The 20,729-nt window shown below is 69.4% G+C and carries 21 protein-coding genes; 7 read left to right on the forward strand and 14 right to left on the reverse strand.

What is annotated here, in order from left to right; translation table 11 throughout:
- Positions 1-48: 48 nt before the first annotated feature.
- Together HF877_RS03565 and HF877_RS03570 are read right to left on the reverse strand one after the other, a co-directional pair.
- Positions 49-1,419: a phosphomannomutase/phosphoglucomutase gene (locus tag HF877_RS03565; protein ID WP_169619805.1), complete on the reverse strand. Its 1,371-nt coding sequence runs from the start codon at positions 1,417-1,419 to the stop codon at positions 49-51.
- 77 nt (positions 1,420-1,496) lie between these two features.
- Entirely contained in the window at positions 1,497-1,892 is a 396-nt protein-coding gene (locus HF877_RS03570; RefSeq protein WP_169619806.1) for a DUF3499 domain-containing protein, read from the reverse strand.
- Between the two features lie 89 nt (positions 1,893-1,981).
- Between HF877_RS03570 and HF877_RS03575 the strand changes: the two genes are divergently transcribed.
- Positions 1,982-2,479 carry a metallopeptidase family protein gene (locus HF877_RS03575; RefSeq protein ID WP_169619807.1) on the forward strand — a complete coding sequence of 166 codons (498 nt, stop codon included), beginning with the start codon at positions 1,982-1,984 and terminating at the stop codon, positions 2,477-2,479.
- Between the two features lie 173 nt (positions 2,480-2,652).
- On the opposite strand, the gene HF877_RS03580 is transcribed toward HF877_RS03575, so the two are convergent.
- The gene (locus HF877_RS03580) at positions 2,653-2,880 is read right to left on the reverse strand and encodes a WhiB family transcriptional regulator (RefSeq protein WP_169619998.1); all 228 of its coding nucleotides are present in this window, start codon (positions 2,878-2,880) and stop codon (positions 2,653-2,655) included.
- Between the two features lie 377 nt (positions 2,881-3,257).
- Between HF877_RS03580 and cofD the strand changes: the two genes are divergently transcribed.
- From cofD to HF877_RS03595, 3 genes are read left to right on the forward strand one after another with little or no spacing between them, the layout of a single operon-like run.
- The gene (gene cofD, locus HF877_RS03585; protein ID WP_169619808.1) at positions 3,258-4,247 is read left to right on the forward strand and encodes a 2-phospho-L-lactate transferase; all 990 of its coding nucleotides are present in this window, start codon (positions 3,258-3,260) and stop codon (positions 4,245-4,247) included.
- Entirely contained in the window at positions 4,247-5,617 is a 1,371-nt protein-coding gene (locus HF877_RS03590; protein WP_169619999.1) for a coenzyme F420-0:L-glutamate ligase, read from the forward strand. The genes cofD and HF877_RS03590 overlap by 1 nt, the downstream gene beginning before the upstream one ends.
- Positions 5,618-5,619: 2 nt before the next feature.
- A complete protein-coding gene (locus HF877_RS03595; protein ID WP_169619809.1) occupies positions 5,620-6,171 on the forward strand; it encodes an NUDIX domain-containing protein in 552 nt (183 codons plus the stop codon).
- A gap of 12 nt (positions 6,172-6,183) precedes the next feature.
- Here the strand turns inward: HF877_RS03595 and HF877_RS03600 are convergent, their stop codons facing one another.
- Genes HF877_RS03600 through rfbD form a run of 4 tightly spaced genes read right to left on the reverse strand, consistent with a single transcriptional unit; the run spans position 6,184 to position 9,878 of the window.
- On the reverse strand, positions 6,184-6,948 hold the full coding sequence (locus HF877_RS03600) for an SGNH/GDSL hydrolase family protein (RefSeq protein WP_346765054.1): 765 nt from the start codon (positions 6,946-6,948) through the stop codon (positions 6,184-6,186).
- Between the two features lie 10 nt (positions 6,949-6,958).
- Positions 6,959-8,044, reverse strand: a complete 1,086-nt coding sequence (locus tag HF877_RS03605) for an NDP-sugar synthase (protein WP_169619811.1) — start codon at positions 8,042-8,044, stop codon at positions 6,959-6,961.
- Positions 8,041-8,961, reverse strand: coding sequence for a glycosyltransferase family 2 protein (locus HF877_RS03610; protein WP_169619812.1), 921 nt, complete (start codon positions 8,959-8,961; stop codon positions 8,041-8,043). The genes HF877_RS03605 and HF877_RS03610 overlap by 4 nt, the downstream gene beginning before the upstream one ends.
- Before the next feature lie 59 nt (positions 8,962-9,020).
- Positions 9,021-9,878 (reverse strand): dTDP-4-dehydrorhamnose reductase, encoded by an 858-nt coding sequence (gene rfbD, locus HF877_RS03615; RefSeq protein WP_169619813.1) that lies wholly within the window; start codon positions 9,876-9,878, stop codon positions 9,021-9,023.
- 386 nt (positions 9,879-10,264) lie between these two features.
- Between rfbD and HF877_RS03620 the strand changes: the two genes are divergently transcribed.
- Together HF877_RS03620 and HF877_RS03625 are read left to right on the forward strand one after the other, a co-directional pair.
- Positions 10,265-11,740, forward strand: coding sequence for an LCP family protein (locus HF877_RS03620; protein WP_169620000.1), 1,476 nt, complete (start codon positions 10,265-10,267; stop codon positions 11,738-11,740).
- A 70-nt stretch (positions 11,741-11,810) separates the two neighbouring features.
- Entirely contained in the window at positions 11,811-12,521 is a 711-nt protein-coding gene (locus HF877_RS03625; RefSeq protein ID WP_169619814.1) for a TIGR03089 family protein, read from the forward strand.
- Here HF877_RS03625 and HF877_RS03630 read toward each other — a convergent pair.
- From HF877_RS03630 to HF877_RS03660, 7 genes are all read right to left on the reverse strand, one after another.
- A complete protein-coding gene (locus tag HF877_RS03630) occupies positions 12,499-12,903 on the reverse strand; it encodes a hypothetical protein (protein WP_169619815.1) in 405 nt (134 codons plus the stop codon). The genes HF877_RS03625 and HF877_RS03630 overlap by 23 nt on opposite strands.
- A gap of 62 nt (positions 12,904-12,965) precedes the next feature.
- Complete coding sequence (locus HF877_RS03635) at positions 12,966-15,398, reverse strand: ABC transporter permease (RefSeq protein ID WP_169619816.1); 2,433 nt, start codon at positions 15,396-15,398, stop codon at positions 12,966-12,968.
- Positions 15,395-16,174: an ABC transporter ATP-binding protein gene (locus HF877_RS03640; protein WP_169619817.1), complete on the reverse strand. Its 780-nt coding sequence runs from the start codon at positions 16,172-16,174 to the stop codon at positions 15,395-15,397. Before HF877_RS03640 ends, HF877_RS03635 begins: the two co-directional genes overlap by 4 nt.
- 113 nt (positions 16,175-16,287) lie before the next feature.
- Complete coding sequence (locus tag HF877_RS03645; protein ID WP_169619818.1) at positions 16,288-16,992, reverse strand: response regulator transcription factor; 705 nt, start codon at positions 16,990-16,992, stop codon at positions 16,288-16,290.
- Between the two features lie 10 nt (positions 16,993-17,002).
- Complete coding sequence (locus HF877_RS03650) at positions 17,003-18,187, reverse strand: sensor histidine kinase (protein ID WP_169619819.1); 1,185 nt, start codon at positions 18,185-18,187, stop codon at positions 17,003-17,005.
- A 12-nt stretch (positions 18,188-18,199) separates the two neighbouring features.
- A complete protein-coding gene (gene purE, locus HF877_RS03655; protein WP_072699464.1) occupies positions 18,200-18,742 on the reverse strand; it encodes a 5-(carboxyamino)imidazole ribonucleotide mutase in 543 nt (180 codons plus the stop codon).
- A complete protein-coding gene (locus tag HF877_RS03660) occupies positions 18,705-19,979 on the reverse strand; it encodes a 5-(carboxyamino)imidazole ribonucleotide synthase (RefSeq protein WP_169619820.1) in 1,275 nt (424 codons plus the stop codon). The genes purE and HF877_RS03660 overlap by 38 nt, the downstream gene beginning before the upstream one ends.
- A gap of 189 nt (positions 19,980-20,168) precedes the next feature.
- Here HF877_RS03660 and HF877_RS03665 point away from each other — a divergent pair, with 189 nt between their 5' ends.
- Positions 20,169-20,699, forward strand: coding sequence for a GtrA family protein (locus tag HF877_RS03665; protein WP_169619821.1), 531 nt, complete (start codon positions 20,169-20,171; stop codon positions 20,697-20,699).
- Positions 20,700-20,729: the final 30 nt, after the last annotated feature.

The raw sequence follows: 20,729 nt of genomic DNA on the forward strand, positions 1-20,729 counted from the left end.
CCACCCCGACGCCGAGCACCTCGATTATTCCCCGCGCGACTACCTACGTCACGCACGCACAACAGCAAGAATCTCCTCGACCAGGGCATCGACCTCGTCCTGGGTCCGCGCCTCCACGTTGAGCCTGAGCAGCGGTTCGGTATTCGAGGCGCGCAGATTGAACCACGCATGATCCGGAAGGTCCACGGTGACGCCGTCGAGGCGGTCGACGGACGTGGCGCGGTCGGAGAACGCGGCGATGACGGCCTCGGTGCGGTCGGCCGCATCGGCGACCGTGGAATTGATCTCACCCGATGCCGCGTACCGGTCGTAGGACGACATGAGGTCGGACAGCGTGCCGTCGTGCGCCGCCAGAGCCGCGAGCACGTGCAGCGCTGCGAGCATGCCGGAATCGGCACCCCAGAAGTCGCGGAAGTAGTAGTGCGCGGAGTGCTCGCCGCCGAACACGGCGCCGGTCTCGGCCATCTGCTGCTTGATGAACGAGTGCCCCACCCGGGTCCGTAGCGGAACGCCGCCCTGCTCCAGGACGAGTTCGGGCACGACGCGGGAGGTGATCAGGTTGTGGATGATCGTCGCTCCCGGCTCCTTCGCGAGTTCCCGGTCTGCGACGAGGGCGGTGACCGCCGACGGGGTGACGGGTTCGCCGCGCTCGTCGACGACGAAGCACCGGTCCGCGTCGCCGTCGAAGGCAAGGCCCACGTCGGCGCCGGACTCCACGACGAGCCGCTGCAGGTCCACGAGATTGGCGGGATCGAGGGGGTTGGCCTCGTGATTGGGGAACGTGCCGTCGAGTTCGAAGTACAGCGGCACCAGATCGATGGGCAGCGGACCGAAGACCGCGGGCACCGTGTGCCCGCCCATTCCGTTGCCCGCGTCGGCCGCAACCTTGAGCGGCCGCATCTGCGACAGATCCACCAGCCCGCGGAGGAACGACGCGTAGTCGGCAAGCACGTCGCGCTCGCTCACGACACCGGGCGTTCCGTCGTACTCGGGGACGCCGTCGACGAGTTCGGCGGAGATGATCGCGAGTCCCGTCTCCTGCCCGACCGGCTTCGCGCCCGCGCGGCACAGCTTGATGCCGTTGTAGGCCGCCGGATTGTGGCTCGCGGTGAACATCGCACCGGGCGCGTCGAGCAACCCGGATGCGAAATACAACTGGTCGGTGGAGGCCAGCCCGATCAGCACGACGTCGAGGCCCTGCGCGGTGACCCCGTCGGCGAATGCCTGCGACAGCTTCGGCGACGACTCACGCATGTCGTGCCCGACGACCACACGGTCGGAGGCGCCTTCACTCCGGATCAGACGCGCGAACGAGGCTCCGACCTCGCGGACGAAGTCCTCGTCGATCTGCTCCCCCACGACACCTCGGACGTCGTACGCCTTGATCACGGCTGACACCGACTCGGCAGATCTCGCCACTTGTTCCGCTCCTGCTACTCGACTCGAGCCGCGCCATCCTTCGTGACACGGCCCGTGGTCAGCCTAGTGCGAAGCCGTCAGGACGTGGGGTCGGGAAGGACCCGCAGATGACCGCGGCGTCCTGTACGCCCCGCGGGAGCGACTGCGACGCGCGGCGAACTCTCCGGTTGCGCAGCGTCGGTTTCACCACGGACACGCTCACCGAGTCCGGCTTCCCGCACGGCCTCGGCCAGCGCTGTCAGGTCGTCCTCGTCCGGCGTACCCGACGAGAAAGCACCCTCGTACCGCACCAGTTCCCACCCCTTGGGGGCGGTGATTCGCGAACCGTGCGTTTCGCACAGGTCCCACGAGTGAGGTTCGGCAACGGTGGCCAGTGGACCGACGACAGCGGTGGAATCCGAGTACACGTAGGTCAGCGTCGCAACAGCTGGGTTCTTGCACCCAGGCCGGCAGCATCGACGCAGTGTTCTCACGGGAGGGAGCGTAGCGCGCCGGAGCCCCCGGGACTATTCGGACACACCGTTTCGAGCCCACGGATTTTTCGTGTCGTAGTGTCCACTACATGGCCCGTGCACGTCGTTCCCGCCCGCTCTCGTCCCGATCCGTGACGCGGCGCGGCCGGGGAATTCGGGGGCCGGTGTTTCCGCACGAACTCCCCGTGTGGAAGTCGAGAGCCGAGAAGTTCGACCTTCTGGTGCTGACGGCGTTCGCCCCCATCGACTCGCGCTGGCACGCGCGCCTCACCAAACTCGACATCGCAGTCGACGAAGTGCCCAAGATCCGTGCTCGCGATCCCGATACGGTCAACTGGCCGGACGAGGTGGTTGCGGACGGACCGGTCCCGCTGTCGCGTCTCGTGCCCGCCGGCATCGATCGCCGAGGTGCCGCCACCCGCGCTCGCATCGTGCTCTTCCGCCGGCCGCTCGAACTCCGCGCGAAAGACCCGGAGGATCTTGCCGATCTGGTCCACGACGTGCTGGTGCACCAGGTCGCCACCTATCTCGGCATCGAACCGGAGGTCGTCGACCCCGGACTCGGAGGATTCGACGAGGAGGAGTGACCTCGGTTCCACCCCGTCGGCGCCGACGAACACGACGGCGACTCGGGAAGACCGACGCAGACAGACGAAAGCCGGGTTGCTCGACCCCCGTCGATCAACCCGGCCTTCGCCACGCGGCTTCCCTGGAATACCGGACCCGGGCCCGAACTCCCCGTACCGGACCCTGCGTCCCGTCAGATGATGCCGCGCTTGAGGCGCCGCCGTTCCCTTTCCGACAGTCCACCCCAGATACCGAACCGCTCGTCGTGAGCGAGGGCGTACTCGAGGCATTCGCCCCGAACTTCACACCCCAGGCAGATGCGCTTGGCCTCCCGTGTGGAACCACCCTTCTCGGGGAAGAATGCTTCCGGGTCGGTCTGCGCACAGAGTGCGCGCTCCTGCCACTGTTCGTCGCCCTCCATGAGGTCGTCGAATCCCGAAACGAGATTCAGGATCGGTGCCCCACTATCCGGCTCGTCACAGACACTCTCGACTGCAGTTCCGATCCGAACGATCTCGAATCCCTCGCGCTCGTCGGCCATAGGTCGCCTCCTCAACTGCAGCGCCGATCTTTGGACCGGGGATCTCCCCCGCGGCCACCCCTCGAACCTTCGTTCGAAAGCGGGTCCCCGCAATCGATCTCGATCCGAAAACTCGGAATGACACGTATGTGATTAGACACGTCGGGCGTGTCGCGGTCAAGCTGTGGGATAACCGTCGCTTACTATCGACGACTTTGCCACTTCCGGTTTCGGACGTCGCTGAACCGGGTACGGCGCGCACCGCCTAGGCTTGCCCCGTGAATGTGACTGTATTGGTCGGGGGTGTCGGTGGGGCGCGTTTTCTCACAGGTCTGCGCCAACTTCTCGGCATCTCGCCCGGCGCCGACACGAATCCGGACGCACCCCACCGGATCACCGCCATCGTCAACGTCGGTGACGACGTGTGGATGCACGGGCTGAGGATCTGCCCCGATCTCGATACCTGCATGTACACCCTCGGCGGCGGAATCGACGAGGAGCGCGGCTGGGGCCGTGTGGACGAAACCTGGAACGCGAAGGAAGAACTCGCCGCGTACGGTGCCGTTCCCGACTGGTTCGGTCTCGGCGACCGCGACATCGCGACCCACCTCATCCGCACCCAGATGCTGCGCACCGGATACCCGCTCTCGGCGGTCACCGAGGCACTGTGCGCCCGGTGGAAGCCCGGCGTCACACTTCTGCCGGTGTCCGACGACCGCAGCGAAACCCACGTGGTCATCACCGATCCCGCCGACGGCCTCCAGCGCGCGATCCACTTCGAAGAGTGGTGGGTCCGCCACCGCGCTCAGGTCCCGACGCACAGTTTCGCGCATATCGGCGCCGACGAGGCGAAGCCCGCCCCCGGAGTCCTCGACGCCCTCGAGAACGCCGACGCGGTCGTGCTGGCACCGTCCAACCCCGTGGTGAGCATCGGTGCGATCCTCGCGATCCCGGGTGTGCGCGGCGCGCTGCGCACGACGAACGCGAAAGTCGTCGGCCTCTCCCCCGTCGTCGGCGGCAAACCGCTGCGCGGCATGGCCGACGCGTGCCTCGACGTCATCGGCGTCGACACCACGGCCGAAGCGGTCGGCCGCTACTACGGCGGCCGCAACGGTACGGGCATCCTCGACGGCTGGCTCGTGCACGACACCGACAGCGCCGACGTTCCGGGCGTGGAGGTCCGCTCCGTCCCCCTGCTCATGACCGACCCCGACGCGACCGCCGATATGGCCCGCGCCGCTCTGGAACTCGCTGGAGTAACCCTGTGATGTCCCCCGACGCCGCGCCCCACGCCTCGGTGCGTGACCACGCCCCCGGCGGGCCCCTCGAAATCCTGCCCGTGCCCGGGCTCCCCGAATTCCGCCCCGGCGACGACCTCGCCGCCGCGATCGCCGCCGCGGCGCCCTGGCTGACGACCGGCGACGTCGTCGTCGTCACGAGCAAGGTGATCTCCAAGGTCGAAGGCCGGATCGTCTCCGCGCCCACCGATCCCGACGCCCGCGATGCCCTGCGGCGCCGCCTGGTCGACCAGGAGGCAGTACGTGTGCTCGCCCGCAAGGGCCGAACCCTCATCACCGAGAACCGGCTGGGCATCGTGCAGGCCGCGTCGGGGATCGACGGCTCCAACGTCGACGGCGCCGAACTCGCGCTCCTGCCCGAAGATCCCGACGCGAGCGCGGCCGCGCTGCGCGACCGTCTCTCCGCGTTGCTCGGCGTCACCGTCGCGGTCGTTGTCACCGACACCATGGGCCGCGCCTGGCGCAACGGCCAGACCGACGCCGCGATCGGTTCCGCCGGTCTGCCGGTACTGCACGAATACGCCGGCTCGCGCGACGCCCAGGGCAACGAACTGCTCGTGACGGCGGTGGCCGTCGCCGACGAGATCGCCGCGGCAGGCGATCTCGTCAAGGGCAAGCTCGGCGGCGTGCCCGTCGCGGTGGTCCGCGGACTCGATCTGCCCGACGACGGATCCGACGCACGCGCACTCATCCGCAGCGGCGACGAGGACCTGTTCTGGCTCGGCACCGCCGAAGCCCTCGAACGCGGACGCCGCGAAGCATTGCTGTTGCGTCGCTCGGTGCGCGAATTCGCCTCGGAACCTGTCGATCCCGAGGATCTTCGCGAAGCCGTCGCGGACGCGCTCACCGCACCCGCGCCTCACCACACTCGCCCGGTGCGATTCGTCTGGGTGCGCACCGAGCAGGTCCGGCGACGCCTGCTCGACAGCATGCGTGAGCAGTGGGCCGCCGATCTCGAACGCGACGGTCTCGATCCGGTCGTGATCGAGCGCCGGCTCTCGCGCGGCTCGATCCTCTACGACGCCCCCGAAATCGTCGTCCCCTTCTGGGTTCCGGACGGCGCCCACCACTATCCCGACGCGGAACGCACCGCCGCCGAGGCGACGATGTTCACCGTCGCTGCGGGCGCCGCGGTGCAGGGCCTTCTCGTCGCCCTCGCGACCCGCGGGCTCGGCAGTTGCTGGATCGGTTCGACGATCTTCGCGCCCCAGGTCGTCCGCGACGAACTCGGGCTGCCGGCCGATTGGTCACCGCTCGGGGCTGTCGCCGTGGGATATCCCCTCGACGACCCGTCGCCCCGGGAGCCCGCCGATCCCGGACCCGCCTTCGTGGAGCTGTAGCGATGTCGTCGCGTTCCCTGCACCGGTCCGCGGTCGATCGCCTCACCGCGTGGCATCCCGACTCCGCCGACGCGGATTCGTTGCGGCACACGATGCTCGCGTTTCTCGACTCCGCACCGGACGGATGCCTGCGCGCGCACGTGCCCGGGCACATCACCGCGTCGTCGCTGGTACTCGACGCCGACCACCGGAACGTGCTCCTCACACTGCATCCGCGGGTGGGCCGGTGGATCCAGCTCGGGGGGCACTGCGAGGAGTCCGACGAGACCGTGGTCGACGCAGCGCTGCGGGAAGCCACCGAGGAATCCGGGATCGCAGGTCTGACGATCGACCCCGAACTGCTCTCGGCGCACACGCATCCGATCACGTGCTCGCTCGGCGTTCCCACCCGCCACCTGGACCTGCGGTTCCTGGTGACGGCACCCGCCGGCGCCGAACCGGTACGCAGCCACGAGTCGACCGATCTGCGGTGGTGGCCCGTCGACGCACTTCCGCCCGGCGCCGAGCGCGACACGATCGACCACCTCGTGCGGCTCGCGTACGCGCGGCGCTGACGAACCCGCGGGTCAGACCCCGATCGGGGTGAGCGACGGGTACTTCGGCGTCACTCCGTCACCGGAGGAGAGTCCGCGCAGCCGGCGCCCCACCCAGGGGAACAGGAATTCTCGCATCCACCGGCGATCGTCGGCGCGCTGCGCCGTCGGCGTCAGAGGCACCGGCGCGTCGAGCCGGACGAGCGGCAGGCTGTGGGAGACGCCGAGGATATCGAGTACCCGGAGCGCCATGTTGTGATGGCCCGCCGGTGACAGATGCAACCGGTCGGGGTCCCACATCCGGAGATCGCGGTATTCGGAGAAGCGCCAGAAGTCGACGATGGTCGCGTCGTGCCGGTCGGCGATCTCCCGGATCAGTTCGTTGTACACGGCCCAGCGTCCGCGCAGCGCGCCGAACACCGGCGCCCAGCTGCCGTCGTACGCGGTCCACATCAGCACCCGGGCGCCGGTGGCGGCCAGTCGGCCGATCGCTTCGTCGTAATCGGCGGCGAGATCGTCGAAGTGGACCTTGGGCCGCATCAGATTGTTGCCACCGGCGTAGATGGTGACCAGATCGGGCTTCATCGCCACCGCGGTGTCGACCTGCTCGTCGATGATCGGACGCAGCAACCGCCCCCGGATCGCGAGATTGGCGTAGGCGAAGTCGTCGCTCGCGAGCGCAAGCTGCTCCGCAACGAGATCGGCCCAGCCGCGTAACCCGTTGGGCCGGGACGCATCCGGGTCGCCTACACCCTCGGTGAACGAATCACCCAATGCCACATAACGTTCGAATCCCACGTGAAACCTCTCACACATCCGTGCTGAACCGGATGCCCCCGTCCGGGAGTTGCACCCCCGGCCACACCCGCGCACCGCGCAACAATTCACACCGGGCTCCGATGTCGGCGCCGTCGCCGATCACGCCGTCCCGGATCAACGCCCGTGGACCCACGCGCACACCGAATCCGATGATGGTCCGCTCGATCACCGCCCCGGCCTCGATCCGGGCGCCGTCGAAGATCACCGCACCGTCGAGGCGCGCGCCGGCGCCGATCTCCGCTCCGCGCCCCACGACCGTGCCGCCGATCAGCAGCGCGCCCGGACCGACCGAGGCACTCGGGTGCACCAGCGACTCGCCGCGGGGCCCGTCCAGCGCGGGCGACGGCGCAATTCCACGGACCAGGTCGGCGGAACCGCGCACGAAGTCCTCCGGCGTCCCCATGTCGCGCCAGTAGGCGGCATCGACGTGGCCGTAGACGCGTTTGCCCTCGGTGAGCAAGGTCGGGAAGACCTCCCGCTCGACCGACACCGGCCGGCCCTCCGGGATCTGTTCGATGATCTCCCGCCGAAAGACGTAGCAGCCCGCGTTGATCTGGTCGGTCGGCGGATCCTGTGTCTTCTCGAGGAACGCCGTCACCCGTCCGTCGGCGTCTGTCGGCACGCACCCGAAGGCACGCGGATCGCCGACGCGCACCAGATGCATCGTCACGTCCGCTTCGTTGCGCACGTGGGTGTCGAGCACAGCGCCGAGATCGGTGCCTCCGAGCACGTCGCCGTTGAACACCATCACGTGGTCGCCGCGCAGCTTGGGCAGCACGTTGCGGATACCGCCGCCGGTACCGAGAGGCTCGGTTTCGGTCACGTACTCGATCTCGAGGCCGAAGTCCGAGCCGTCGGCGAAGTGCTCCTCGAAGACCTCTGCCTTGAACGACGTGCCGAGCACCACGTGCTTGATCCCCGCCTCGCGGATCCGTGCAAGAAGGTGGACCAGGAACGGCACCCCGGCGGTCGGCAGCATGGGCTTCGGTGCCGACAACGTCAGCGGTCGCAGCCGCGTGCCCTTGCCGCCCACCAGGATCACCGCATCGGTATGCGATGCTGCAGCACTGGTCATGGTCTCCCCTGTTTCGTGTCGTTGCCGGATTGAACGTCCGGCTCGGCGCTTGCCCTGGCGCGCTCACGCACCGCGGCCGCGACCGCAAGCTTCGATCGCACGAGCAGTCCGCCCCGCAGTGCCCATCTCAGCGGCGCCTGCCACCTGTGCGGATGACGGTCGGCCTGGAACCGGTACGCGCTCTCGTGGTGTGCGGGAAGCATGAGTTCGGGATGTCGCCCGGCGGCGTGGCCCTTGGCGTGGGTCACGTGCGCGGACGGAACGAACACGTTGAGCCACCCGGCGCGGCCCAGCCGGTCGCCCAGGTCGACATCTTCCATGTACATGAAGTAGCGCGAGTCGAATCCGCCGATGGCGTCGAATGCGGATCGGCGCAGCAGCAGGCACGATCCGGACAGCCAGCCGACGGACCGTTCGCTGATCTCCTCGTTCTCCTGGCGGTACCGCTGGGTCCACGGATTCGCGGGCCACACCGTTCCGAGGAGCGCGTGCCCGGCACCGGATGCGAGGGTCGGGACCGAACGAGCGGACGGGTAGATGCTTCCGTCGGGCTCGTGGATCAGCGGGCCGAGCGAGCCGGCTCGCGGCCACCGGCCGGCCGCCTCGATCAGCGCGTCGAGCGACCCCGGTTCCCATCGCACGTCCGGGTTGGCGACCACCACGAACTCGACCGACGACTCGATCTCGGCAACGGCACGGTTGACCGCGCCGCCGTAACCGATGTTGCCGCCGGTGCGCAGGAGCTCCACGTTCGGATGCGCGACCGCAGCTGCCTCCGGCGTACCGTCGGTCGACCCGTTGTCGGCCATGATCACCCGCGTCGGGCGCTCGGTCGCTCCGGCGAGCGAAGTCAGAAAGTTCTCGAGGTGCTCGCCGGGCGAGTACGTCACCGTCACCACGGCCAGCGTCGAATCCACGCGGGCAACCATAGCGACCCTCTCGGTGTGCGGTGAAACACAGGCTGCGCACTCGCAGGTCATCTGCGCGTGTCCACCGATCCGATGGCCGCGTGCAGCGCGTCTCGCCACGGTCGCAAGGGCGTGAGACCGGCACGTGCCCACCCCCCGCCGTCGAGCACCGAATACGCCGGGCGCGGGGCGGGCCGCACGAACTCGTCGCTCCCGCACGGCTGCACCCGTACCGGATCTGCGCCGACCTCCGCGAACACGGCCTGCGCGAGGTCGAACCAGGTGGCGTCGCCGCCGTTGGTGGCATGCAGCACGCCGCCGGGCAGATCCGTCCGAGCGGCGAGCTCGAGCAGTCCGTCGGCGAGGTCGTGCGAATAGGTCGGCGATCCACGCTGGTCGTCGACGACCCGCACGGTGTCCCGCTCACGCTCGAGCCGCCGCATGGTGGCCACGAAATCCGTGCCGTCTCCCGTGTACACCCATGCGGTGCGCACGACATGCGCCGACGGCAACGTGCCCAGCACCGCGCGCTCGCCGGCCAGTTTCGTCCGTCCGTACGCGGTGCGCGGGCCGGTCGCGGCGTCCGTGCGGTACGGCTCGGTCGCGTCGCCCGCGAACACGTAATCGGTGGAAACGTGGATCAGGTGGGCACCTTTGTCCGCACAGGTCGCGGCGAGCACCCCGGGCCCCGTTCCGTTGACGGCTGCCGCGCGGGCCTCGTCGCTTTCCGCTGCGTCGACCGCGGTGTACGCGGCGCAATTGATCACCACCGCACCCGGCTCGATCGTCGCGGCGGTGGCTACCGGATCGGTGATGTCCATCTCTGTGGAACCGACGCCTCGAACGGGTATCCCGGATGCGGCAGCCCGGGCGAGGAGCGCACGGCCCAGCTGTCCGTGGGAACCGGTGACGAGGAGGGTGGACACGCTGTGAAGTCTGGCACGCCGGAGTGGTGCGTGCCCCTGGAGCACCCGCCCCAGTAGCCTTCAGGGGAAGTCCGGACACCCGACATCAGCCTGCCCAGCAGTGCTCGACACGACAGCAGTGCGCGATACAACAGCAGTGCTCGACACGACAGAAGCGATCCACCCGACAGGAGGACCAGGTGCCGCCAGAGCCGCCCCGCCGCCGTACCGGCGGGCGACGCCCGACGGGCGGCCGCCGCTCTCGCGCGGGAGGAACACCGATCGCCGACGGTCCCGGGTCGGCCGCCGCCACGGGCAGACGACCGCGCCGGCCCCGCCGGAGCGACGATCCCGGTCGCCCCGCGGTCGCCGCGGCACCCCGCGTCTTCACCGGACGGCCCTTGCAGATGATCGCGGCGGTCGCCGCGGCTCTCGCACTCGTGGTCACCGGCATCGCCTGGCAACGGATCGACTCGCTGCGGTCTTCGCTCGCATCGATCGGCGGTCTCGGCCTCGGCGGCGGGGAGGACGGTGCGGTCGACATTCTGCTGGTCGGCACCGACAGCCGCACCGATGCGCACGGCAACCCGCTGTCGCAGCGCGAACTCGACGCGTTGCGCGCCGGCGAGGAGGTCGCCAACAACACCGACACCATCATCATGATCCGGGTGCCGAACGACGGGCGTTCCGCGACCGCGCTGTCCATCCCGCGCGACACCTACGTCGATGTTCCCGGCATCGGCATGTCGAAGATCAACGCCGCCTACGGCGCAACGAAGGAAACGACACGGCTGGAACTGGTGGAGTCCGGCTCCGACGCCGCCGAGGCAGAGACCGAGTCGACGAAGGCGGGCCGGGAAGCGCTCATCGAGTCCGTGGGCGACCTGACCGGCGTCACCGTCGACCATTACGCCGAAGTCGGCTTGCTGGGCTTCGTGCTGTTGACCGACGCGGTGGGCGGCGTGGAGGTGTGCCTCAACGCTCCCGTCGACGAGCCTCTCTCCGGCGCACGGTTCGATGCCGGACAACAGACGCTCGAAGGCCCCGACGCGCTCAGCTTCGTGCGGCAACGACACGGTCTGCCCCGCGGGGATCTCGATCGGATCGTTCGCCAGCAGGTGTTCATGGCGTCGCTCGCGCAGAAGGTGCTCAGCGCCAAGACCCTGAGCAACCCGTCGAAGCTGAATCAGCTCACGGCAGCTGTGCAGCGGTCGGTCGTGCTCGACTCCGATTGGGACATCATGGATCTGGCGACCCAATTGCAAGGCCTCGCCGGAGGCGACGTGACGTTCTCGACGATCCCCGTGGAGGACATCAACGCGATGACCGACTACGGCGAATCCGTGGTGCAGGTCGACCCCGACGAGGTACGAGACTTCGTGGCGGGTCTGGTCGGACGCACCTCCGACGATCGGGCGCCCGACGACGACAGGACCACGTCCGCCACACCGGTACCGGACATCGAGCCGTCGACAGTGACCGTCGACGTCACGAACGCCGGCGACGTGGCCGGCCTCGCGTCGGTGGTCTCGGCCGAGCTCTCGTCCGAGGGGTACGTCGAGGGCGAGGTGGGCAACTACACCGGCTCGGCGGTCTCGTCGTCGACCGTGTACGGCGCCGACGAGGAGTCCGACGAGACGCGCGCGGTGGCCGCTGCGCTCGGAGGGCTCGACACGGCGACGGATCCGACGCTGCCCGAGGGAACGGTGCGAGTGGTGCTCGCCGGTGACTACAGCGGTCCCGGCACCTCGACCTTCGCCGGTTCGGAGTCGACCACCACCTCGAGTTCGTCCGGCCTGACCCCCGCGGACGGCACCGCCACACCTGCCCCGGCCGCGCCTCCGATCGACGCAGGGTCGGAGGGCCCGCGCTGCGTCAACTGACCGCACCGCCGGCCCCGCACCGCCCGCGATCGACACGCGAACCAACCACCGCCCGACGAACGAGGTAGATGTGACCACACTGACCGACACCCTGCTCGAACCGATCCTCACCACCGATCCGGCGGGTCCGCGGATCACCTGGTACGACGACGCGACCGGAGCCCGGATCGAACTGTCGGCGGTCACGCTGGCCAACTGGGCGGCGAAGACGGCGAACCTTCTGCGTGACGAGTTCGGTGTGCTGCCCGGCGCGCAGGTGGCGGTCCTGCTTCCGGCGCACTGGCAGACTGCCGCTGTGCTTCTCGGCACGTGGTGGGCGGGCGCCGAAGTCGTCCTCGAGCCTTCCGACGACGTGGAAGTGGCTCTCGTGACGCCCGATCGTCTCGCCGACGTCGAACAGGTTCCGGAGGTGGCCGCGCTCTCGCTGGACGCCTTCGGTGCGCCCGTCGCGGATCTGCCGCCCGGTGTCACCGACTACGCGACGAACGTCCGGGTGCACGGCGACCAGTTCCGCTCGGCGGGCGACGGTGGCTCGGTGCTCGACGGGCGCTCCGCCGGCGACGTACTCGCCGCCGCGCGCGACGCCGCACAGAGCGCGGGGATCACCGCCGCGGACCGGGTGCTCTCGTCACGGACCTGGGAGACGCCCGACGCGCTGATCGGCGGCCTGCTCGCCGTGCTGACGGCAGGCGCGTCGCTCGTGCAGGTCTCCCGTCCCGACCCGGCCGCCGAGGAACGGCGCGTCGTGAGCGAGAAGGTCACCGTGCGCCTGGACGGGTGATCTTCCGGTAGCCGCCGTCCTCCAGCCCTGCTTCGATCTCGAACCGGTTGCGAGAACCTGGATTTCGGATCTCTTCCCACCAATACCGCACGGCGAACCCGAGACCGTATCGTGCCCACTGATCGGCGTGGACGGCCTCGTGACGCAGCAACCGCCGGGTCGGCTGGGCGCGGGTGAGAAACGCGCCGCCGACTGTCGTCCCTCCGCGCGCGAAGCCGCCCCGCATACCGGCGCACACGTAGATGCCGCACTCGTCGTCGAAGGTCACCGCGGCGCCCCACAACCTGGCCCAGAGCAATGCAGCCACGGTGGCGACACGCGCGGACGGCACACCGCGCGATGCGCGGACCGCTCGGCTCGGAACCCTGCGTTCGGGGGGCACGGTTCCGAGCCTAGCGATCCGGCGCCGCCGTCACGGACGACGGCGGCGCCGCGCAGAGACCGTCAGCCGGTCAGCGCCGCCACGGGGCTGGTCCGGCCCGCGCGGTACGCCGGGATCAGTGAGGCCACCACACCCGCGACACTTCCCGCCACGACGATTGCGACGAGCTGCGCCCACGGGACGGCGCCCGGCGTGACGTAGCCCGCGCCGATCACGGACGCGGTCCCGGCCGTGCCGAGCAGCAGGCCCAGAGCGACCCCGAGCACCGACGCGACGCCGGCGATGATCACGCCTTCCCGGACCAGCAGACTGCGCACCCCGGACCGGGACAGGCCCAGCGCGCGCAGCATCCCGGTCTCGCGACGCCGTTCGATCACGGACAGAGCCATCGTGTTTCCGACGCCGATCAGTGCGATGAGAATCGCGATCGACAGCAGACCCCCCACGACCAGCAACATCGTGTCGAGCACCTTCTCGAGCATCTGGCGGTTCGCCACCGCGCCCACCACCTCGCTGCCGGGTGAGATGTCGGCCGCCACCCGCGCGATGTCGTCCGAGACCGCGACGAGCCGGTCGTCGGTCAGACCGTCGTCCAGCCGCAACCAGACGGTGTCGGCAGTCTCGGAATCGATGGCCTGCAGGTCGGCGAGCGCGATCAGGTCGGGCGCACCGGGGCCCGCCGTCACGACCGTGAGTTCGCGCGACCCGGTGTCGCCACGCACGGTGATCGCCTCGCCCTCACGGACTCCCAGCGTCTCGGCCAGCGCCGGTTCGAGGGCGATCGTTCCCGGCTGCGGCAACCGAACGTCGTCCCGCAGTGTCTGTGCGGCAGAGTCCGGATCCACCCCGGTGACGAAGAATTCGGTCTCCCCGACCCCGACGGTCGTATTCGCGACCGCGGTTCCCGCGCGGAGACCGTCGAGTGCGGTGAACCGGTCCACGGCACCGTCGGATGCGTCCGGAACCGACATCACCGCGACGTCGACGGGAAAGTTCTCGTCGATCAAGGCGGGTGCGCCGGCCTTGAGCGTGCCGATGCCCACCACGATCGTGGAGGTCAGGGTCACGCCGATGAACAGCGCGGTCGCGGTCGACGCGGTACGACGGGGATTGCGGCGGGCATTGCCGGCGGCGAGCGCGGCCACGGGGCCACCGAACCGGGCCAGCACTTGTCCTACCGCCCCCACCAGGGCCGGCACGATCCGGCGGGACGCCAAGATGACGCCGACGAACAGCATCAGCCCACCGGGGCACGCCATCAGGACGTTGCCCACCGCCGCTCCGATCCCGAGCAGTGCCGCACCGCCGGCAATCGCCAGCAGTGCGCACACCCTGCGCACCCACGTGTCCCGCACCAGTTCCGGCTGGGTCTCGAGCGGATGCATCGCAGCCAGTGCGGACACGCGTGTCGCAGCCCTGGCCGGGCCGTTCGCGGCGATCACGGTGACCACGGTGCCCAGGAGCAGACCGAGGCCGATCGCGCCGGGGGTCACCGCGATCGAGGTGAGCGGGATCGGCACGTCCGCGGCGCGGGCGACCGCGACGACCGCGGCAGCGAGACCACATCCGGCGAGCACGCCGAAGACCGCCGAAACGAAGCCGACGATCACGGATTCGGCACGTACGCTGCGTCGCACCTGCGCGGATGTGACGCCCACACAGCGCATGAGCGCGAACTCGCGCGTCCGGGCCGCGAGCAGGACCGCGAAGGTGTTGGAGATGACCAATCCGGCGACCACGACCGCGATGGCAGCGAAACACAGCAGCACGTTGCGGAGTACCCCGATGTCGCCGACATAGCTTCCCGCTACCGCGGTCGCCCGGTCGGCACCTGTGGTGACCTGCGCGCCGGGAACTGCGGCGGCGAGTACGTCGGTGAGCGCGGACCCGCCCCGGCCCGCGACCCTGATCTCCCACTCGGTGTACTCCCCCGCCCAGGCCCGGACCTGCGCGACGTCGCCGAACACGAGGCGCGAATCCAGCGCGAGGGGTGACCCCGCAAGGTCGACCGTACCGACCACCGTGACGTCGCCGGCCGCAGGTTTCCCGTCGATATCGGTGATCGCCAGAGAATCACCGATTGCGTGGCGCGACGACGAGCCCACCGTCACCTCTCCGGGGCCGGACGGCCAGCGCCCGTCGGCGAGTCGCTGCCACCGCAACGACACGTCGCCCGACACCGTCGATGCGGTGCTGTACCCATCGGTTCCGGCGACCTTTATCGGGCCCGTCACATCGAGGGCAGAGGCTTCCACGCCCGGCACAGCCGAGATCGCGGTGAGAACCCCGTCGGGGTCGAGGCCGGAGTCGGACTCGGTGATGACGGCGGCGGCACCGTCGTACTGCGCCGCTGTCGACGTGGTGATCGCGGAGTCGACGGTGCTGCCGAGAACGAGCGTCGCGACGACGAAGGCGACCGCGACGACCACTGCGAGTGCCGACGCGACGTATCGGCCGCGGTGTGCCCGTGCCTGAGCGAGAACGAGATGTCTCATCCGACCGACACCGGGCCCGCGCTCAGATCGCGCATCGTTTCGAGCACGGAATCTGCTGTGGGCTCATGGATTTCGCCGGCGAGCCGGCCGTCCGACAGCAGGACGACCCGGTCGGAATACGATGCGGCGACCGGGTCGTGCGTGACCATGACGACGGTCTGACCGGTTTCGCGCACGCTGGACCGCAGGAGCGAGAGCACCTCGGCGCCGGAGTGCGAGTCGAGGTTGCCGGTGGGTTCGTCGGCGAAGATGACGTCCGGTCGCGCCAGCAGTGCGCGCGCGACCGCGACCCGCTGCTGTTGCCCACCCGACATCTCGTGCGGGAAGTGGTCCAGGCGCTCGGTGAGACCGAGCCGGCCGATCACTTCGTCGAACCACTCGGGGGCCGGACGCGTTCCGGCCAAACGCATCGGCAGCAGCACGTTGTCGCGGGCGGTGAGCACCGGCAGCAGATTGAAGGCCTGGAACACGAACCCGATGCGCTCGCGTCGTAATCCGGTCAGGACCGCGTCGGACGCGGAGCTGATGTCGATGTCGCTCCGCCGCGCGTCTCCGTGCAGAACCACGCGGCCCGCGTCGATTCCGTCCAAGCCGGCGAGTGCGTGCATGAGCGTGGATTTTCCGGAGCCGGACGGCCCCATGATCGCGGTGAACCGGCCGCGTTCGAAGGCGACGGTCACCCCGTCGAGGGCGCGCACTTCGGCGTCGCCGCGACCGTAGACACGCACGACGTCGTGCGCCGAACACGCCGGCAGGAAAGAACCAGGTTTTGTCATGGTTCGACCGTAGAAATCCGGCGGCCGCAGCACATCGGAGCGCGGAGCGATCCTCGTGGGGCCGTGTCATCCCACGGTAGGACACATCGCCGTGTCCCGGTCCGACCGTGGGCCTACTCGCCCGCGCCGAGCAGTTCGTCGGGGCGCACCAGACCGGACCGGAACGCGAACAACACCGCCTGCACCCGGTCGCGGGAACCGGTCTTCGCCAGCACCCGCCCCACATGGGTTTTCACGGTCGCCTCCGACAACACGAACCGCTGCGCGATCTCGCCGTTGGTCAGCCCGTGCGCCATCGCGACCAGGACTTCGAGTTCACGCGGCGTCAACTCGGCGGGCACGTCCACCTGCGCGGCAGGCGGATGCGCGGACGCTCCGAGCATCGGTGAAATGTGCCGGAGCAGTCGCCGCGTCGCGCGCGGCGCCATGATCGCGTCTCCCCGGTACACCGTCCGTACCGCGTCGAGCAGATCCTCGGGCGGCGCATCCTTGAGAAGGAATCCGCTGGCTCCGGCGGCGATGGCCTGCACGACATACTCGTCGTTGTCGAAGGTCGTCAGCACCACGACCTTGGGCGCGTCCGGTTCCGCCAGCAGCATCCGGGTCGCGGATATCCCGTCGACCCGCGGCATCTGCACGTCCATCAGGACGACATCGGCGTGCACACGCGCGAGTTCGGCCACGGCCGCTGCTCCGTCGGACGCCTCCGCCACCACGTCGATGTCGGGCTGCGATTCGAGGACCATGCGGAAACCCGCGCGGACGAGTTGCTGGTCGTCGACGAGCGCGACGCGGATCGGAACTTCGGGATCGGACACGTCCGTCAGCCTAGGCAGGGACCGTGACGCGAACACGGTACCCACCGCCGTCTCGCGCGCGCGGCCCCGACACGGCGGTGCCGCCGTGCAACCGTGCCCGCTCGTCGATGCCGGTGAGCCCCTGGCCTCCCGGCCGCGCCTCCACCAGCGCGGCCGCACCCCGCCCGTCGTCGACGGTCTCCACGACGAGGCGGTCCGGGCGCCAGTCCAGGGTCACCTCGGCGTGTGCGCTCGGTCCGGCGTGCTTGAGAACGTTCGTCAGCGACTCCTGCACGATGCGGTACACGGACAGGCCGAGCCCGTCGGAGACCTCGCGGGGCGTTCCGGTCTCGGTGAACGTCACGTCGAGACCGCTGTCGCCCATCCGGTCGATCAGGGCGCCGAGATCGCCGAGGCCGGGTGTCGTGGTGAACTCCCGTGGCGAGTCCTCGCGCAACACCGACAGCAGCGACCGCATATCCGTCAGTGCGCCGCGGCCCGTCTCGGAAATGGTGGCGAGCACCTCCGTGGCTGTCTCCGGGTGCTGCGCGGCGGCATACCGTCCGCCGTCCGCCTGCGCGATGATCGCGGTGAGCGAATGCGCGACGATATCGTGCATCTCCCGCGCGATCCGGGTGCGTTCCTGGGTGGCGGCGAGTTCCGCTTCCTTGAGCCGTTCGAGTTCGAGCAGCCGGTTCCGTTCGGTCAGCGACGTCACCTCCCGCAACCGCAGGCCCCGAACTCGCCCGAACGCCCAGATCCCGCCGAGGAACACGGCGACCAGCACCGCCATGACCGCGACGTCGAACGGTCGGCTGCCCGGCGGGGACAGATACCGCGCCCCGGCACCCGCGCCTCCCGCCACCGCGGCGACGAGAGCGACGTTCGCGGCCCAGCGCGGGGCGTAGGCCGCAAGCGAGTACACCGCGACGGGAACCGCGATCGCGGTCCCGGGCCCGAGTTCCGGCAGGAACGCGAGATGCGCGTACGAGGCGACAGCGACGATTCCGCCCGCGGCCACCGGATACATGCGCCGCCAGACGAGCGGGACGGACAGAGCGAGAGCCACGACGACGACCGCCGGTGAGCTCTCGTCGACGGCAAGCGCAGCGGCCACCGCGAACAACACGATCGGTCCCGCGAGGACGGCGTCGACCGTTCCGACGTGCGCCCGGGACCACCGGTTCCATCGTTCCACCAGCGACGTCGTCTGCACGGCGGCGGTCTGTCAGCCGAGGAGCGTGCGCCGCAGCGCGTCGTCCTTCTCGAGCACCATCTTCTCGAGACCCGCTTGGAACCGCTCCATCTGCTCGCGCAGCGCCGGATCGGAAGCGCCGAGGATCCGCGCCGCCAGCAGGCCCGCGTTGCGCGCGCCACCGATGGACACGGTTGCCACGGGCACTCCGGCGGGCATCTGGACGATGGACAGCAGCGAGTCCATGCCGTCGAGATACTTGAGCGGGACCGGCACACCGATCACCGGCAGCGGCGTCGCCGACGCGACCATGCCCGGCAGGTGCGCGGCGCCACCGGCTCCGGCGATGATCACCTTGATTCCCCGGCCCGCCGCGTTCGCGGCATAGTCGAGCATCCGTTGCGGTGTGCGGTGCGCGGAGATGACGCCCACCTCGAAGCGGATTCCGAACTCGGCGAGCGCCTCGGCGGCGGCCTCCATCGTCGGCCAGTCGGAGTCGCTGCCCATGATCAGGCCGACCTGCGCACCCTGCGACACGTCACTCACCGTTGTCTCCCGTGTGTTCGTTCCAACCATCGGTCCAGACCGCGTGCGAGAGCCAGTGCGCCGCGCGTTCGGCGCGCTCCCGCACCGCGGCGACGTATGCGGGGTCGTCGATCGACCCGCTCGGATCGCCGAGCACATTGACGTGCCCGATCTTCCGGTCCTTGCGCTCACCCTTCCCGTACAGGTGCACCCGCGCGTCGGGCATCCGGGCGAACAGGTGGTGCAGGCGCTCGTCCATGCTCATCTCGGGAGCTTCGGCAGCGCCGAGAACGTTCGCCATTACCGTCACCGGGGCGAGCGGAGTCGTGTCGCCGAGCGGGTAGTCGAGCACCGCGCGCAGGTGCTGTTCGAATTGGCCGGTGCGTGCGCCGTCCATACCCCAGTGGCCGGAGTTGTGCGGACGCATCGCGAGTTCGTTGACGATCAACTCGCCGGACCGGGTCTCGAAGAGCTCGACCGCCATGACTCCCACCACGCCCAGTTCACCGGCGATGCGCAGGGCGAGCTGTTCGGCTGCGGCCGCGACGTCGGCGGGGAGGTCCGGTGCGGGCGCGATGACGACGGCGCACTGCCCGTCGCGCTGGACGGTTTCCACCACGGGCCACGATGCGCCCTGCCCGAACGGGGAACGGGCGACCATCGCGGACAGCTCGCGCGTCCACTCGATCTTCTCTTCCGCGAGGAGCGGCACACCGGCGGCGAGTTGCTCGGCGACGACACGCTCGAGTTCGGCGCGGTCGTCGAGGATCCACACGCCGCGCCCGTCGTATCCGCCACGTGCCGCCTTGAGCACGTAGGGCCGGCCCAGGGTGTCGAGTGCGGCGATCGCATCGTCGACGGAGGTGATCTCGGCAAACTTCGGCATGGGTGCGCCGAGGGCGCCGAGCCGGTTCCGCATCGCGATCTTGTCCTGCGCGAAGATCAGTGCCTGGGGCGGCGGCAGGACGTTCACGCCTTCGCGCTGCAGCACCTCGAGGTGCTCGGTGGGCACGCCCTCGTGATCGAAGGTCAGTGCGTGTGCGCCGGTGGCGGCGCGGCGGAGCGCGTCGAGATCGTTGTGGCTTCCCAGCACGACATCCGGGCTGACCTGCGCCGCGGGCTCGTCCGCGCTGCCGGAGAGGACGCGCAGCGTCTGGCCGAGCGCGATTGCGGCCTGGTGGGTCATCCGGGCGAGCTGGCCCCCACCGATCATGGTGACGACCGGCATACCGCCGGTGAGTGCACGTGGGGTGTCGGATCGAGGAGACGAATCGGATCTGCCGGTCACGGGTAACCATGTTGTCACAGGCCGTCGCGGGTGCCTCGCAGCGGTGTCACCGCACGTCGCGGGCATCGTGCGGCGCTCGTGGAAGGGTGTGCGCCGCCCGGCCGTCGCGCACGATACGAACCTGTGGCGTGGCTGATAGTTTCTCGCAAGGTTCGTGAATTCACGCAAACGTTTCGTAGACTTCTCCGAGTGTCATTCGTTGATGAAACCCTGAACAGAGTTCCGCAGCCCCTTCGGGACTTGTTGGTTCGTCATCGCGAGCTCATCAAGTTCGCGATCGTGGGCGGCACCACGTTCGTCATCGACTCCACGATCTTCTACACCCTCAAGCTCACGGTTCTGTCGGAAAAGCCCGTCACGGCCAAGATCATCGCCGGTGTGATCGCGGTGCTCTGCTCCTACGTCCTCAACCGCGAATGGTCCTTCAAGAATCGCGGTGGCCGCGAGCGTGCGCACGAGGCATTCCTGTTCTTCTTCGTGAGCGGGATCGGGGTGGTCCTGTCCTTCATCCCGCTGTACATCTCGAGTTACGTGTTCAACCTGCGGGTTCCCGAGGTGAGCCTCACGGTCGAGAACATCGCGGACTTCGTCAGCGCGTACATCATCGGCAACCTGCTGCAGATGATGTTCCGTTTCTACTGCTTCCGGCGGTTCGTCTTCCCCGAGGAGATGACCCCCGACAGCGTGCCCGGTGAACTCACCGACGAGCCGCGGAGCTGATCCGATCCAGAGCGCGGCAGGCCGGCCGGA

Origin of the sequence: Rhodococcus sp. BL-253-APC-6A1W, assembly GCF_012843405.1 — a bacterium.
GTDB lineage: Bacteria > Actinomycetota > Actinomycetes > Mycobacteriales > Mycobacteriaceae > Rhodococcus.

What these genes read in the sequence shown, in the direction of transcription:
- HF877_RS03595 (WP_169619809.1), top strand. Translation starts at nt 5,620, where the DNA reads ATGTCGTCGCGTTCCCTGCACCGGTCCGCGGTCGATCGCCTCACCGCG.
- HF877_RS03620 (WP_169620000.1), top strand. Translation starts at nt 10,265, where the DNA reads ATGATCGCGGCGGTCGCCGCGGCTCTCGCACTCGTGGTCACCGGCATC.
- HF877_RS03635 (WP_169619816.1), bottom strand. Translation starts at nt 15,398, where the DNA reads ATGAGACATCTCGTTCTCGCTCAGGCACGGGCACACCGCGGCCGATAC.
- HF877_RS03605 (WP_169619811.1), bottom strand. Translation starts at nt 8,044, where the DNA reads ATGACCAGTGCTGCAGCATCGCATACCGATGCGGTGATCCTGGTGGGC.
- purE (WP_072699464.1), bottom strand. Translation starts at nt 18,742, where the DNA reads ATGGTTGGAACGAACACACGGGAGACAACGGTGAGTGACGTGTCGCAG.
- HF877_RS03580 (WP_169619998.1), bottom strand. Translation starts at nt 2,880, where the DNA reads ATGGAGGGCGACGAACAGTGGCAGGAGCGCGCACTCTGTGCGCAGACC.
- HF877_RS03640 (WP_169619817.1), bottom strand. Translation starts at nt 16,174, where the DNA reads ATGACAAAACCTGGTTCTTTCCTGCCGGCGTGTTCGGCGCACGACGTC.
- HF877_RS03590 (WP_169619999.1), top strand. Translation starts at nt 4,247, where the DNA reads ATGTCCCCCGACGCCGCGCCCCACGCCTCGGTGCGTGACCACGCCCCC.
- HF877_RS03575 (WP_169619807.1), top strand. Translation starts at nt 1,982, where the DNA reads ATGGCCCGTGCACGTCGTTCCCGCCCGCTCTCGTCCCGATCCGTGACG.